Source organism: Psychrobacter sp. 1Y10 (assembly GCF_052259005.1).
In the GTDB taxonomy this organism is placed as follows: Bacteria; Pseudomonadota; Gammaproteobacteria; order Pseudomonadales; family Moraxellaceae; genus Psychrobacter; species Psychrobacter saeujeotis.
Map to the genome: position 1 here is coordinate 458,483 of NZ_JBQQES010000001.1, position 15,657 is coordinate 474,139.

Annotated in this window: 12 protein-coding genes; 7 read left to right on the forward strand and 5 right to left on the reverse strand. The window is 42.2% G+C overall.

The genetic code is table 11. From position 1 onward, the window contains the following. Window positions 1-68: 68 nt before the first annotated feature. Window positions 69-1,448 carry an NAD-dependent succinate-semialdehyde dehydrogenase gene (locus ACTXGH_RS01980; protein ID WP_439260431.1) on the forward strand — a complete coding sequence of 460 codons (1,380 nt, stop codon included), beginning with the start codon at window positions 69-71 and terminating at the stop codon, window positions 1,446-1,448. Window positions 1,449-1,600: 152 nt separating this feature from the next. Here the strand turns inward: ACTXGH_RS01980 and purN are convergent, their stop codons facing one another. Both purN and purM read right to left on the reverse strand, forming a co-directional pair. Next, a complete protein-coding gene (gene purN, locus ACTXGH_RS01985; RefSeq protein WP_439295901.1) occupies window positions 1,601-2,308 on the reverse strand; it encodes a phosphoribosylglycinamide formyltransferase in 708 nt (235 codons plus the stop codon). Continuing rightward, window positions 2,308-3,357 (reverse strand): phosphoribosylformylglycinamidine cyclo-ligase, encoded by a 1,050-nt coding sequence (gene purM, locus ACTXGH_RS01990; protein WP_439295900.1) that lies wholly within the window; start codon window positions 3,355-3,357, stop codon window positions 2,308-2,310. Before purM ends, purN begins: the two co-directional genes overlap by 1 nt. Window positions 3,358-3,717: 360 nt before the next feature. Between purM and ACTXGH_RS01995 the strand changes: the two genes are divergently transcribed. The 3 genes from ACTXGH_RS01995 (at window position 3,718) to ACTXGH_RS02005 (ending at window position 6,756) form a co-directional block, all read left to right on the forward strand. After that, on the forward strand, window positions 3,718-4,824 hold the full coding sequence (locus ACTXGH_RS01995) for an AI-2E family transporter (protein WP_439295899.1): 1,107 nt from the start codon (window positions 3,718-3,720) through the stop codon (window positions 4,822-4,824). Window positions 4,825-5,145: 321 nt separating this feature from the next. Further along, window positions 5,146-5,949, forward strand: a complete 804-nt coding sequence (gene hda / locus ACTXGH_RS02000) for a DnaA regulatory inactivator Hda (RefSeq protein WP_299217015.1) — start codon at window positions 5,146-5,148, stop codon at window positions 5,947-5,949. 99 nt (window positions 5,950-6,048) lie between these two features. Continuing rightward, on the forward strand, window positions 6,049-6,756 hold the full coding sequence (locus ACTXGH_RS02005; protein WP_439260435.1) for a DUF2057 family protein: 708 nt from the start codon (window positions 6,049-6,051) through the stop codon (window positions 6,754-6,756). A 106-nt stretch (window positions 6,757-6,862) separates the two neighbouring features. Here ACTXGH_RS02005 and ACTXGH_RS02010 read toward each other — a convergent pair whose 3' ends face one another. Then, the gene (locus tag ACTXGH_RS02010) at window positions 6,863-7,348 is read right to left on the reverse strand and encodes a Dps family protein (RefSeq protein WP_439260436.1); all 486 of its coding nucleotides are present in this window, start codon (window positions 7,346-7,348) and stop codon (window positions 6,863-6,865) included. Between the two features lie 213 nt (window positions 7,349-7,561). Then, on the reverse strand, window positions 7,562-8,224 hold the full coding sequence (locus tag ACTXGH_RS02015) for a YcxB family protein (RefSeq protein ID WP_439260437.1): 663 nt from the start codon (window positions 8,222-8,224) through the stop codon (window positions 7,562-7,564). 527 nt (window positions 8,225-8,751) lie between these two features. On the opposite strand from ACTXGH_RS02015, the gene serS reads away from it, so the two are divergent. Both serS and tkt read left to right on the forward strand, forming a co-directional pair. Then, the gene (serS, locus tag ACTXGH_RS02020) at window positions 8,752-10,038 is read left to right on the forward strand and encodes a serine--tRNA ligase (RefSeq protein WP_439295898.1); all 1,287 of its coding nucleotides are present in this window, start codon (window positions 8,752-8,754) and stop codon (window positions 10,036-10,038) included. A gap of 278 nt (window positions 10,039-10,316) precedes the next feature. Beyond that, window positions 10,317-12,314 (forward strand): transketolase, encoded by a 1,998-nt coding sequence (tkt, locus tag ACTXGH_RS02025; RefSeq protein WP_439295897.1) that lies wholly within the window; start codon window positions 10,317-10,319, stop codon window positions 12,312-12,314. Between the two features lie 852 nt (window positions 12,315-13,166). Here the strand turns inward: tkt and ACTXGH_RS02030 are convergent. Beyond that, window positions 13,167-14,429 carry an alpha-hydroxy-acid oxidizing protein gene (locus tag ACTXGH_RS02030; protein ID WP_439295896.1) on the reverse strand — a complete coding sequence of 421 codons (1,263 nt, stop codon included), beginning with the start codon at window positions 14,427-14,429 and terminating at the stop codon, window positions 13,167-13,169. 247 nt (window positions 14,430-14,676) lie between these two features. Here ACTXGH_RS02030 and ACTXGH_RS02035 point away from each other — a divergent pair, with 247 nt between their 5' ends. Further along, window positions 14,677-15,630, forward strand: coding sequence for an MBL fold metallo-hydrolase (locus tag ACTXGH_RS02035; protein ID WP_439295895.1), 954 nt, complete (start codon window positions 14,677-14,679; stop codon window positions 15,628-15,630). The last annotated feature ends 27 nt before the right edge of the window (window positions 15,631-15,657 follow it).

Sequence of the window (15,657 nt, forward strand, 5' to 3'; positions counted from 1 at the left end):
ATTTTTCATAATTAGTGTCATCTAAGCAATTTATCAATTAACTAAACAAATAGATAAGGTTAATAATCATGGCAGATATTACTACTGTAAACCCAGCAACAGGCGAAGACATTAAAGAATATAACTATATGAGTAATGAAGAGGTCAATAAGATTGTTGAAGCCTCACATCAGGCGTTTTTAGAATGGCGCAAAACTAGCCATGAAGAGCGTGCGAAGGTTATTAACTCTATTGGCGAGACCTTGATGAAGTACAAAGAGGAGCTGTCTCGACTTATGACTGAGGAGCGCGGTAAACTTTATAGTCAGAGTTTACAAGAAATTGATCTATGTAAAGCGATTTGTGATTACACCGCAGAGAAGGGTGTGGCCGCGCTTGCTGATGATGAACGTGACATTGAAGGTCTCAAAAAAGGTGTTGTCACTTATCAGCCCATTGGTGTTATCTATGGTATGCAGCCTTGGAATTTCCCAGCTTATCAAGTGTTCCGTTATACCATCGCCAATTTGATGGCAGGTAACAGCATTCTGCTTAAGCACGCAGCAAACGTGACTGGTTCTGGCTTATTAATTGAAAAAATATTCCATGAATCTGACTTACCGAACGACTTATTCCGTACTATTCTAATTGATCATGATCAGTCAGAAATTCTAATTGGCCATGATAAAGTACGCGGTGTGACGCTTACTGGTAGTGATGGTGCAGGTAGCATCGTCGGTCAGCAAGCAGCAAAAGCAATCAAGAAAGCAGTCCTAGAGTTGGGCTCAAACGATGCATTTATCGTTTTGGAAGATGCTGACTTAGAGCTTGCAGTACAAACTTGCACTCTCGCGCGTCTTATTAATAATGGTGAAACTTGTGTTGCTGCAAAACGCTTTATCGTTGTTGATAGTTTGTATGACGAGTTCCGTAAGCGCATCGTTGAAGAGTTTGAAAGCAAAAAAGCAGGCGATCCGATGGATGATAGCTCTGATCTTGGTCCGCTAGCGCGCAAAGATCTGCAAGAAAAACTGCATGAGCAAGTAGAAGAGAGTGTAAGCAAAGGTGCTACTGTATCTGTTGGTGGTAAATTACCAGAAGGTAAGGGCAGCTTCTATCCAGCGACTATTTTGGAAAATGTTGAAAAAGGCCAACCAGCTTATGACGACGAGCTATTTGGTCCAGTAGCATCGCTAATACGTGCTAAAGATCAAGATGATGCCTTACGTATTGCTAATGACAGCCGTTATGGTTTGGGCGGTGCAATTTTCTCTAAAGATGAAGACAAAGCTATTCGCTTAGCCAATGAAGAGTTTGATACAGGTATGGTATATATCAATGGCTATGGTCTTGCCAATCCAGCACTACCATTTGGCGGCGTAAAAAACTCAGGTCATGGCCGTGAACATGGTGGCTTTGGTATTAAAGAGTTTGTTAACATCAAAGGTGTACACGTCCATAAAGGTTAATAATGCATAAAAGTATTGAGAGCTAAAACCCTCTAAATACTCTTTAAAAGTGAACAGTAAAAAGCCCAGTTATTCAAAGTATGAATGATTGGGCTTTTTTATGATCGATAGTTTTAAATGGTTAATATCTTTTTTTGCTTCTTGCCATTGCTTTAACTGTTTAAATATAGCTTCAAAGGTAATGTCGGCATATAGGTAGGTTTCTGATTTGATAATTGCTCGTTGTTCAACGACAAGACACCTTTGGATATTAGCAAAATTGTCCAAGGTAACAATTGATGCTCAAGCGTTTGCACACGTGTTTGCAAACTATCAGCAGTATCTTTATGATTTATGTCTAGCACTGCTTGGGTCAAAACAGCACCAGCATCCAGCTCAGCTGTAACCACATGAATACTACAACCATGCTGACGCTCGCCTGCCTGTATGACGCGTTGATGCGTATCAAGCCCTTTATAGGCCGGCAATAAAGAAGGATGTAGATTAATCATTGGCGCTGACATATTGTCGATAAATTCGGCGCCTAGCACCCGCATAAAGCCCGCCAATACAATCAGATCAGGTTGCCATGTCGCTAACTGGGCGCTGGCATGAGTCTCAAAAGTCTTAATCCCCATGCGTTTACCGCTCGCAACGTGTGACAACACTGCTACTGGAATAGAAGCATCTTTTGCGCGTGTGATGGCATAAGCGTCATCGCGGTTGCTGATGACCCCGACTATCTCAACTGGTAGTGTACCTGCTTGTACCGCGTCTATTAAAACTTGTAAATTGCTACCACTGCCTGATACTAAAACAGCCACGCGCAATGGCTTATGATTCCCTTTTTTATGACTATCTTTTTTATGACTGTCTGGCATTAACGGTATACCACTGCGTCTGCTTCACGGCTAACCATTTCACCGATTTGCCAAGCGTTTTCACCTGCCTCGTTCAACGTTTTAATAGCGATATCTGCTTTGTCTTTTGGTACTACGATAACAAAACCAACCCCACAGTTAAAGGTGCGATACATCTCGCTTTGCTCGATATTACCTTGGGTTTGTAGCCACGTAAATAGCTCTGAGAACTGCCAGCTACTCGTATCAATACTAGCAGCCAAATTATCTGGTAATACGCGTGGTAGATTGTCTGTTAAGCCGCCACCAGTAATGTGCGACATTGCATGTAAAGCCGAGCTACCAAGCGTATCTTGCAAAGCTTTAATGGCTTTTACGTAGATACGAGTCGGTGCCATTAGGGCATCTTGAATAGGCTGACCATCTAGCTGCTCATTGCTGCTAGTGACATCAACACCGCTTACCTCAATAACTTTACGTACAAGAGAGTAGCCGTTTGAGTGCGCGCCACTTGAAGCAAGCGCGATTAATACATCGCCCTCGCTGACGTTTTCACCTGTGATAACTTCGCTTTCTTCGACTACGCCGACACAAAAACCTGCTAAGTCATAATCATCATCTTGATACATGCCTGGCATCTCAGCCGTCTCGCCACCGATAAGTGCGCAGTTAGCAAGTTTGCAACCATCACCAATGCCAGTGACCACAGTTGCCGCCACATCAACATCTAGTTTACCAGTTGCATAATAATCTAAAAAGAATAACGGCTCTGCACCGCATACTAATAAATCATTAACGCACATGGCAACCAAATCGATACCGATAGTGTCATGACGGTTTAGTCGTAAAGCCAATTTAAGCTTGGTACCAACACCATCAGTACCAGATACCAGTAGCGGAGAAGTATACCCTGTTGGGATACGACATAACGCACCGAAACCGCCCAGACCACCCACAACTTCAGGGCGAGTAGTGGCTTTTGCTACGGATTTGATTCGTTGAACCAATGCATCGCCTGCATCAATATCAACGCCGGCATCTTTGTAGCTTAAAGAAGGCTTGTCACTCATAGTCATCTCACAATTGGGGATAGATAATTGGAATCAATAATTGAAGTTATTCATCAAAATGAATAGTTGTAGTCAGTGTTACAGAATCTGAATGTAGTGCGCGCATTATACCCAAAAATAGACCATACTCGCAAAGCAACTTACCAATATTTAGCCAAGATTCGCTATAAGTCACAAATAAAAAGCTAAGACACAAAAAATGACTGCTTTTTTACTGTACTTTGCGATAATAAGACGCCTAAGTCATTATAAAATTAACGTACTAATGATGGCTGCTATAGTAAATTATTCTATAAATGACATAACCAAACTTGGTAACGTTATTATTTTTAAATCAGATTAATTGTAGGATTGTCCTTAATGATAAACCAACCAATAGATCCATTTTTTCGGCGCTTATTTATTGTCGTTGCTATTGTTATAACCTTATTTCTGTTGTATTTAATGTTGCCAGTTATTATACCGTTTTTAATTGCTTTTATATTGGCATACTTACTAAATCCATTGGTTAGACGTTTATCCAAGTATGTTAGACGTTGGATAGCGATTATCGTTGTTTATGCCATATTGACGCTGAGTATGATACTGCTACTTTGGTGGATTGTGCCAACGTTATGGCATCAGTTGCAGGCAGCTTGGGAATATTTACCAAAGATTTTAAGTTGGTATGATGAGGTTGTGCGCGAATGGTTTAGTGCTAATACTCGTTTTCGTCTACCAGAGTTAGAGGCGAAAGGGCTGTCTGAGACATTAATGGATTATATGCAAACACATTATAGATTTTCAGACGCCAGTACTTGGATGACTCAAATAATCGCCTCAAGTATGAATTTTATTAATAGCGCTGGACTTATTGTGCTAGTGCCCATTTTGACTTTTTACTTTTTGTTTAATTGGGACAAACGTTTACTTAGCTGGAAAGTTGCCATCCCCACTGCTTATTGCAAAACAGTGATTGAGGTTGCTCAAGAGTGTGATCGTGCATTGATGGCTTTTATCAAAGGTCAGCTGTTGGTCATGGTATTATTGGGAATCATTTATGCTGTACAATTACAACTTATTGGGCTTGAGCTTGGTATAATCATCGGTATGGGAGCAGGTATCGCAAGCTTTGTTCCTTATCTAGGCTTTGGTCTTGGTTTTATTGCTGCCGTTATCGCTTGTCTCTTCCAATTTGGTTTAAATTGGACTTATCTGTCTTTAATAGTGGGTGCGTTTTTGGTAGGTCAGGCAGCAGAAGGTTATATTCTACAGCCGTTGTTGCTGGGTGATAAGATTGGCTTGTCACCACTGTGGGTGATATTTGCAGTATTAGCAGGCGCAAGTATATTAGGGTTCGTTGGTATGTTGATTGCCTTACCTGTATCCGCTGTACTAAACGTATTGTTTCATCATTTATATGATTATTACCGTTCTACGGATCTTTATAAAGGACGTAAACAGTTAAATTTATTCGAAAAAAAGTAAGTCATATAGTACCGGAGCTCATAGCCTACATTGATGGCAGTAGTCGGACAGCAGTCTGCATACAAATGGTTAATGTAGGTTAGGGAGTAAAAGAGTTGTCAGTCATTTTATAAATATGTTATATATAGGCGCAGTATTGACTAGAGTAATTGCTTATTCATTGTTCTTAAAAAAAGACATTCATTAACAAAATGTCGGTTAGAAAAGTCACAGTCAATAGCAGGAAATTCATGTTACACAGTATTCAAGTCAGTTAAAAGAAAGTCATTAATCAGGTGGTTTTTTCTTTTTTTTGTACGATGCAAAACGAGTTGATGATTCATGGCAGAAGCACAGCTAAGTCTTAATCTGGACATTAAACACGATGCAAGCCTCAGTGACTTTTCAGGTCCAGGTTGGATGTCGATTATTGATGCAGTGCGGCAACTACATGTCGGCCTGATAGGTCAGCTGTACTTATTTGGTAGCCCCGCTACTGGCAAATCTCATTTATTATCGGCTATTTGTGAGTCATTTATTGAGATGGACAAGACTGCAATTTGTCTATCGCTCAATGAATTGATCCATACAGATGTCCATGTACTGTCATCTCTAGAAAATTTTGATCTTATTGCTATTGATGATTTGGAAGTATTAGAACATAGTAGTCAATGGCAAGAAGCCTTATTCCATTTGATAAACCGTAGCCGAGAAGGGCAGCGGCAGTTGCTATTTGCTGCCAATCGACCAGCCAGTGAGCTGCCGTTTCAGCTGACTGACTTACTGACACGTTTAGCACAAGCGCCTACTTTTAAAGTACCTAATGGTCATGAGCTAGCTGATCGTCAAGCATTATTACAATCTATATTACGCAGGCGAGGTTGGCAGTTCGATGGGCGTATTATTGATCATCTGCTTACCGATGGTCCTCATCGTATCGGTGCAATGATGGAAGTACTCAATTATATTCAGCCGATGTTCTCTAATCTTGGACGTAGCAATATATCAAAAGCAGTCATAAGCGATGCTTTGCGTACTATTGATGAGCAAACGCTTGCCGCTGAGCTTGCAGACATTGCTCAAGAAGTCCATGACGATAGTGAAGCGGCAAATAATGATAATCATACAATACCCTTAGATTTTTAGATATCAAAGCTCACTAAGGTAAGCTCATTAAAGATAGATAGCTTGATGCTGTAACTGTTAATTTTCTCACTAAATTTTTTATCGTGGATAGGATGTCTTATGAAAATCTCTGCTTCTTTGCTCAAAAAAATGACCACCAGTATGCTATTTGTAAGCGTAGGTGCGGTATCTATGCTCTCACATGCAGAGGTTACTTTAAACGTTGATGATCATATCAAAGTAACGGCTATCAACGGACAGGAAGTCAAACAAAGTGCATTTCAGCCTTTAACGAAGACGTTTACTTTGCAGCCGGGTCAACATGCTATTACTGCTAAATACGACCGTTTATATAAATTATCTCATGATGAGCATGATTATTTGCGTTCAGGCAACATCAGCGTAACAGCAGGGTTGGCTGACAACCAAACATACCGTTTGGCTATGCCCAATCAACCAGAAGACTATAAAGCCGCCAAAGAATATGCTGAGCGTCCAACACTGGCGATACTAAGCAATGACACAGTGATTGCTAGTCAACAAAGTCTTGGTGGGAATAACGGTGGTTTACTCTCAGGCATCGGTAAGGCTCTAGGCGGCGTATTCGGTGGTGGCAATGATGCTGAACTACAAAATCAGCGTGCCATTGCTGCAATAGAACAGCCAAGCACATCACAAATTGTGACCACACAGCCTAGAGTAAACACTGGCGCGATAAGCTCTACAACTACAGCACAGACTACAAATACGCTTGATAGCTTTATGCAGATCTGGCTTAATGCAACCCCTGCTGAGCGCGAAAAAATGCGTCAATGGATCCAAAAATAAAGTCTTAGTATTAAAAAGCTTCACTATTATAAAAATAAGTAATAAAAAAGCACCTAATGATAGGTGCTTTTTTGTGTCTTGATTTCTATATGTTTTAATCAGACTATTAACCTAAGAATGCATTGTACATCCATATCAGTTTTTCTTGCTCTTGTACGTATGCATCTATCAAATCAGCAGTACCTTGATCCTCACCTTCTGCCGCTAGTGAAGACACTTTGCGTTGTTCTGCGATTAATGCTTGCAACCCTGAAACCACGCCTTTAACGCAGCTTGTGCCATCTTTAACGTTTTTATCTTCACTGATGCTAGTATGCTGCGTAAAATCGCTATAAGCATGGAGTGGCGTACCACCCAAGGTCAAGATACGCTCAGCAATCTCGTCAATCTGTAATTGTAGCGACGTATATAATTCTTCAAATTGAGGATGCAATGTAAAAAAGTGCTCGCCTTTTACGTTCCAATGATAACCGCGTACGTTTAAATAAAATACATGATACGTTGATAGTAGATTGTTTAACTGTGCAATGACTGCGCTCATGTCTGCTTTTTCTAGACCGATCTGATTAGTAGCGTTATTAGAATTACTCATAGTATCGTCCTTATAGTGTGAGTGTGGTTATACGATAATAAATAAAGAAGAGCAGGTGTTCTACTAAATTTGGTTATAGATAAAATACTTCGTCGTTCATCTATATCCATCAATATATACTCTATCTCTTCCTTTGATGCTTATAATAATAGCAAACTATGATGCATTAGTTAATTTTAATAAATATAACTATATGATTTATTCTATAAAACCTTACTGTGAAGGTGGTTGTAAGCTTTCAGGGTTTAAGCCGCGTATCGGCACGACTTCTTGTAAGTGCTGGCGGACAGTATCGATAGGGAATTTCTGTGCTTGTAAACGTTTGGGTACAATTTGACTGCCTTGTTGCCCTTTCATTTCAAACATCATAAAGATATAGTCATCAGTCTCATCCCAGCTTTTTATGGCAGTCCATGGGATGACCGCTTGTTGGGTAGCGCCAGCTCGCATCTGCATACCGCGCATCTTATTACTGTTCATCAAGTCTGGCTGATTGGAGGGCATTGCCATGACTAAGCCGTGTTTTTGCACTCCAAGCTTCATTTGACGCATCTCATCTGGCATCTCTTGTTCAGCGACTTGTTTATCAAACTGTTTTTTAACATACCATTTAAAGCCTAAAGTACGAACCAATAGGTAAATGACGACCGAGACCAGCATGACCCAAAATATAATAGTGGAATAGCCTGTCACGAATATTAGCCCTGCAACCGCCAGTATGACGACCACCGCCATAATAATCCATTCTTTCATTTTGATGCTTTTTAGACCGAAAGAGGGGCTGGCACTGGCAAATAGCTCATACTGTGCTTGATGAAATTCAGCCTCAGTCAGGTTTAGGGGGACAGGTTGTAGCGTGTAGGGGTACAGGGCCATAAAGGTTTCTCAAATACTTATATTAAAAGTGTTGGGTTGAAATTGCCAAAACGAAGCAGCTACGCATATTTGGCTGAAAGTGGAATAAAGGTATGCGCTTATCTTACCGAAAAGTACTCTTAAATGGAACATATAAGGATATCTGTTCACTGATAGATGCCATATTAATGATATTAATGCACGTATTTATAGCTCAATTGATTAAATAGTGAGCTCTACGTGTCAAAAGGGTAGTATAAAACCACTGCATTTTAGCGTGCTGCAATTGGAATAATTCAAATAATGTGCTGCAGGTAATGTACTGCAAATAATAATTAATCATCTTGTTAAAAAATGGTCGAAACTCAGTTTAAACAGGGTCGAAACATGGTCAAAACTGCTAGGTCTTGGTATTATAGCGACTACTATTTATTCTCATAACTAAATCAGCTGTCATCAAATTTGATTCTCACTCTCAGCTGTTCGATTATTATATTAATAATATTATTTAAACCTTTTATTCACACTCAGCGTTACAGGCAACTATTATGATTGATCCGAAACTCTTACGCGGCGATTTGAGCGATTTACAACAGCAGCTGGCCACTCGTGGCTACGAGCTTGATATGGAGTTCTGGCAAACCATCGAAAATGAGCGTAAATCGCTACAAGTCAAAACCGAAGAGTTGCAATCGCGCCGTAACGCGGGTGCTAAGCAAGTAGGCGCGCTAAAGAAATCAGGCGAAGATGCCAGCGAGCTATTGGCTGAGATGCAAAGTGTCAGCGGTGAGATTAAGGCAGCAGAAGACGAGCTGCGCACTCTACAAGAACGTATCAATCAAGCTGCCCTGCAAATCCCAAATACCCCAGCAGCAGATGTGCCAGTGGGGACGTCAGAAGATGATAACGTCGAAGTACGCAAGTGGGGCACGCCACGCGAGTTTGATTTTGAGATTCAAGACCATACTCACATTGGTGAGACGCTCGGTATGCTTGATTTTGAAGCCGCAGCGAAGCTTACTGGTAGCCGCTTTAATGTATTAAAAGGTCAGTTGGCACAGCTTCACCGTGCCTTGATTCAATTTATGCTCAATACGCATACCATTAAGTACGGCTATACAGAAACGTATGTGCCTTATATTGTCAACTCTGAGAGCCTGACTGGCACCGGTCAGTTGCCAAAGTTTGAAGATGATTTGTTTAAATTGACCAATCATACCAATAATGATGAGATGGATTTTTATCTCATTCCAACGGCGGAAGTACCGATGACCAACTTGGTACGCGGCGAGCGTTTAGATATCAAAGAGCTACCGCTTAAGTTCACCGCGCATACGCCTTGTTTTCGTAGTGAAGCCGGCTCACACGGCCGCGATACTCGTGGTCTTATCCGTCAACATCAGTTTGAGAAAGTTGAGATGGTCAATATTGCCTCAGCTGAGCAGTCAGATGAGCTATTAGAGGCGATGACGGGACAAGCTGAGTATGTTTTGCAGCAGCTTAACTTACCATATCGCACGGTCAAATTGTGTACTGGCGATATGGGCTTTGCCGCGCAAAAGACTTATGACATCGAAGTATGGTTACCAAGTCAAGAGACCTATCGTGAAATCTCAAGTTGCTCTAACTGCGGTGATTTCCAAGCACGCCGTATGGGCACGCGGGTCAAAGACGGCAAGCAGACCAGTCTTGCGCATACGTTAAATGGCTCAGGTTTGGCAGTCGGCCGTACCTTACTTGCGGTGATGGAAAATCATCAAAATGCGGATGGTAGTATCACTATTCCAGAAGTATTGCGTCCGTTTATGGGCGGTGCTGAGACTATATCAGCTTAATAAATGTTTTACTGTAGTAATGGCAAGTTAGCATGATAACTTGTCATTTATTACTTTTAGCCGATTGTTAAAGGTTGTTTGACAAAACCAATATAAGCCATAAGTTAAATACGAACGTTTTTATGATGCCGTTTTTGGCTTGGCTCATGGCAAATATGTTAATATTGCACCTTAATTAAATACCTTATTAGCAAGAGCGTTTATCGCGCTTTTATTTCATTGTTCAATCGATTTTCCTCTTATCCTCCATACTTCTCATTCGAATATTAGGACACTCTATGCCCACCCCAATTAACGAACGTAAATTAGCCAATGCCATCCGTGTACTCTCATTTGATGCGGTTCAAAAAGCCAACTCTGGACACCCAGGCGCGCCGATGGGTATGGCTGATATTGCTGAAGTTCTGTGGCGCAAATTTTTAAAGCACAATCCTGCTGACCCGCAATGGCACAACCGCGATCGCTTTGTGTTATCGAACGGCCATGGCTCGATGCTTATTTACTCGTTACTACATTTATCAGGTTATGATGTTAGCGTTGACGACTTAAAAGGCTTTCGTCAGCTACATTCAAAAACCCCCGGCCATCCTGAGCTTGGCTATACACCAGGTGTAGAAACCACGACTGGTCCACTCGGTCAAGGTATTGCCAATGCGGTTGGTTTTGCTATCGCTGAAAAGACCTTAGCGGCACAGTTTAATCGTGACGGTCATAACATCGTCGACCACCATACCTATGCGTTCTTAGGTGATGGCTGCTTGATGGAAGGTATCAGTCATGAAGTTTGCTCATTAGCGGGTACGTTAGGGCTTGGCAAATTGGTATTTTTCTATGATGACAACGGTATCTCTATCGATGGTGATGTCGAAGGCTGGTTCACTGATGATACTGAGGCCCGTTTTGAGTCGTACGGCTGGCAAGTCATCAAAGTTGATGGCCATGATACTGATGCGATCACGCAAGCAACTGAACAAGCGATTGCAGAGAAAACTCGTCCAAGTTTAATCATTTGTAAAACGACTATCGGTGCTGGTAGCCCGAACAAACAAGGTCTAGCCGCTAGCCATGGTGCGCCACTTGGTGATGATGAAATTGCCTTGACTCGTGATGCGTTATCTTGGAAGCATGCACCGTTTGAATTAGATGATGAAATCTATGAAGCATGGGATGCCAAAGCCAAAGGCGATGTCCAACAAAAGAACTGGGATGCGGACTTTGAAGCGTATAAAAAGGCCTATCCAGAACTGGCAAGTGAGCTATTGCGCCGTTTAAATGGTGAATTGCCAGCGGATTTTGATAAGCAAGCGCAGGATTATATCCAACAAACTCAAGAGCAGGGCGGTGATGTTGCCAGCCGTAAAGCCAGTCAAAACGCGATTAATACCTTGCAGCCATTATTACCAGAATTGTTGGGCGGTTCAGCGGATCTAGCAGGCTCAAACCTCACACTATTTAAAGGCGCGAAAGGCATCGAAACCGATGCTGATGGCAACTATATCTACTATGGCGTGCGCGAGTTCGGTATGACCGCGATTGCCAATGGTATCGCGCTACATGGCGGCTTTATCCCTTACGTTGCAACCTTCCTCATGTTCATGGAATACGCACGTAATGCCGTCCGTATGGGCGCATTGATGAAGCAACGTATCATCCACGTCTACACGCATGACTCTATCGGTCTGGGTGAAGATGGCCCAACGCATCAGCCAGTTGAGCAATTGACTAGCCTACGTACTACGCCAAACCTACGTACATGGCGTCCGTGTGATGCGACTGAATCTGCTACGGCTTGGGTAGAAGCGATTAAGTCAGAAAATAATCCGTCAGCGCTCATCTTTAGCCGTCAGAGCCTGCCGCATCAAGCACGTGATGCTGAGCAAGTTGCCGATATCACTAAAGGTGGTTACGTACTAGCGAAAGAACAGGGCGAGTTAAAAGCAATCATTATCGCGACCGGTTCAGAAGTTGGCTTAGCTATGGAAGCGTATGCAACGTTGAGCGCAAATGGCGTTGGCGTCCGTGTGGTCTCTATGCCGTGTGCAGAAATCTTTATGGAGCAAGATGCTAGCTACCGTGACGCTGTATTACCTGCCAATATCCGTGCTCGCGTCGCTGTCGAAGCGGCCCATGTCGACTACTGGTATAAGTTCGTCGGCCTAGATGGCAAAGTCATTGGCATGACCACTTATGGTGAGTCAGCACCAGCTAGCGATCTATATAAAGAGTTTGGTATTACAACTGACGCTGTGGTTGAGGCGGTAGATAGTTTGGTTTAGAAAGATCGTAGGCTGCGGCTTTAGTCCAGCATTTAGCTATGATTTTTAGTTAAGTTAATAATGTTGCACGAAAGAGAGCTGCTGGAGAAATCTGGCGGCTCTTTTTTTGGTTGGTTTTTGGTTTTAAATCATTAAAAATGAATCGATGGGTAGGTTGGTGTCGAAGTACGAGACCCAACGACTTGTTAAGCGGAACGTTGGGTGTCGCAAGCTCCACCCAGCCTACAGACTAAGCAATAAAATAGTGAGGTACGGCTATTAGATAGAATAAGCCACAGTATTGTAAACGAACACGCATAAAAGCATGCGGAGCATCATAATACTCTAAATCACCGTTAAGTTTATGACCAATAATCCATAATACGCCAGCGGATAATATGAGTAGAAAAGCGTAGGTGAACCCAATATCAGCGTCCCAGCCAAAAAACGATAAATGTATCAAAAAAGAAAAGGCTCAAAAGACAAGAGTTAATAAGCCGTAACCACGCCATGAAAGTACTATGTTCTACCTTTACTATTAGCTAAAAGCGTTTAATAAAATCCATTGAATTAAAACTGTTAGTTCTATTATTAACTGATTCATAAAATGCAATTAATGTACCAATATTGACTTCTAAACTAGAAACAGCCGACAAGACGAAAGCTATGCTTAAATGAAGGTACGAATAAACCTTTAAAGAAAACTGAGCCATGATTCGCATATTTCCTCACTCTTAAACCATTCAGATATCGAGGCCAATTTTTTTCTGACCTGTAATACAACCAAACCCCAAACCAAAAAAAAGAGCCACCAGCATCACTGGTCGCTCTTTTTCGCATCTCTAAAAGTTGGATTTAAAACCTCAAAAAGCCCTAACCTTTAAACGTACTATATTCTTCATTTTGTCCGACGATCTCAATATAGTCAGGATTCAAATCAGATAATTTTGCAGCGCCTGATAATAGCATCGTGTTTTTTAAGTCCGCATTTAAGAAGTTAATAACGGATTCTACACCTTGTGCGCCGCCCAGACCTAGGCCATACAGCATAGGACGACCTACTGCTACCGCATCGGCACCCATCGCAATCGCACGGACGATATCGATACCACGGCGGATACCACCATCTAAGATCACGGGTACGCGGTTATTAACGACTTTGACGATAGGCGGCAACGCGGTCATGCTGGCAGGAACGCCATCGATTTGACGACCGCCGTGATTGGAGACCTGAATGGCATCAGCGTCCGCGCGGATAAATCTGTCAGCATCATCTGGACGTAATACTCCTTTCACAATGACCGGCAGTCCTGTGAGTCGTTTGATGAACTGAATGTCTTTAGGCGTGAGTGCTGTTTTTTGATCAAAGAAGTCACCAGAGCCGCCTTTTTTAGGATCATGGTTGCCAAAGTTACGGTCGGGGCGGAACGGGCTACCCATCGCTTTGAAGTCATCAGGCTGTCCTGGTCCTAGGGCATCAGCCGTTAGGATAATTGCCGAATAGCCTGCTTTTTTGGCACGTGTTAATAGTGAGCGTGTGACTTGTATATCGTTGTTCCAATAGAGCTGAAACCATTTTGGACCGCTGGTAGCTTGAGCGATTTCTTCTAGCGTCGCGTTTGAAGCACCTGATGAGCAATACAAAGCTTTAGCAAGACTGGCGCCGCGAGCCGTATCCTTCTCTCCTTGGTCATGCACCATAGCATGCGCGCCCATGGGGGCAACCATGATAGGAGATGGCATGTCTAAACCTAACAAGCGCGTTTTGATATCAATATCTTTACTAGATAAGCCAACTAGGCGTTTGGCTGCAATACGATAATCATTAAAGGCACGGCGGTTTTCGCGTAGTGTCCACTCATCACCTGCGCCGCCTGAGACAAATTCATAACCTGCTTTTGGAATCGCACCGCGTGCTTCGACTTCTAAGCGATCAAGACTGATGATGTTGATTTTCTTTTCTGCGGTACTGGCGAGATAGGGAGTTGATGGTCTGCTAGCGTCATTGGCTGCTGCAAATACTTGCGTGCTCATCAATGGCAAGGCGCTAAGACCGATGCCAGCTGCGCCTAATAACTTACGTCTTGAGATGGTTTTTTTGGTTAATTTGCTAGTGTCGTTCACTGATAGTTCCATTATTCATCCTCTTATTAGTCAGTTATGGGTATGAGTATTTATGAACACATTATTATAAAAAACATTGTTTATTGTTAAATTATTGTTAATTATTAACGTATAAAGTTAATTTAAAATTTAAATAGCCCTCTGTTTATTATATATTATTACGAGTTAGTAACGTCTTGTGACTTACCTTTTCTATTCTCTAACTTTTTTTAGGGTTAAGTCAATACCAATATTATTTCAATAACATGAGGGGCTTATAATGAATTTATTCAAAAAATCCATCTTGACGCTTGCCAGTCTTGCCTTATCTGTGGCGGCAACTGCTGCTTCTGATACGGGTATCAGTGTTGATAAATCAAAAGTTGCTAAGCGTGCTGTATTGCCAGATTTTACGGTAGGTATGTGCGATGATGCAGCGCCAACGTTAACGAAGCTTAAAGACAACTTATATCGTCATACCAATGGTTCAGGCTTGGCTGTACATAGTGGTATCGTGATGATTACCGATGAAGGCGCACTAGTCGTTGATGGCGGCGCAACTTGTGCTACAGAATGGCTCAGTAAAGAGATCAAAAGTCGTTTTGGTGTCTCTGTCAAATACAATGTCTTAACCCATGCTCATGCGGATCACATGGCAGGTAGCCAAGTATTTCAAAAGCAAGGCGCGACCATCGTTGCACACAGAAATGTGATTGAGCCTGTGATTGGGGAAAGAATGCCTTATGCCATCCCTGATAGAGTGTTCGACGAAGACATGACCATTACTCTCGGCGGTGAGACGGTTGAGCTACACCGCGTCGATCCTAGTCATTCAAACAGTATGACCATGGTGCTATTCCCGCGTCAAAAAGCGCTACAGTGCACCGACGTCTGCCAAAACAAAACCATGCCTTACAATGATTTCTTAGACTTCTATTATGATGGCTGGATCAACACTTTAGATTGGGTGATTGAGCAAGACGTTGATATTATCGATATCGGTCATTACACCCCAGCGACTAAAGCTGAGCAAGTCGCACTGCGCGATTACATGGTTGATTTGCATAAGCAAGTATTGACTCTTGAACGTGCTGGACAAAGCTGGGATCAGTTATATCGCAATGTTGAGTTTAGCCCAGAAGTACAAAGCTGGACCAACTTTAGTAACATGAAAACACTGAACACGCTTGGTATGCACCGCTGGGTGAAAAACCATCGCCGCGGCATGTGGTAATTAGCGATTGAATCAAACTGTCATTTT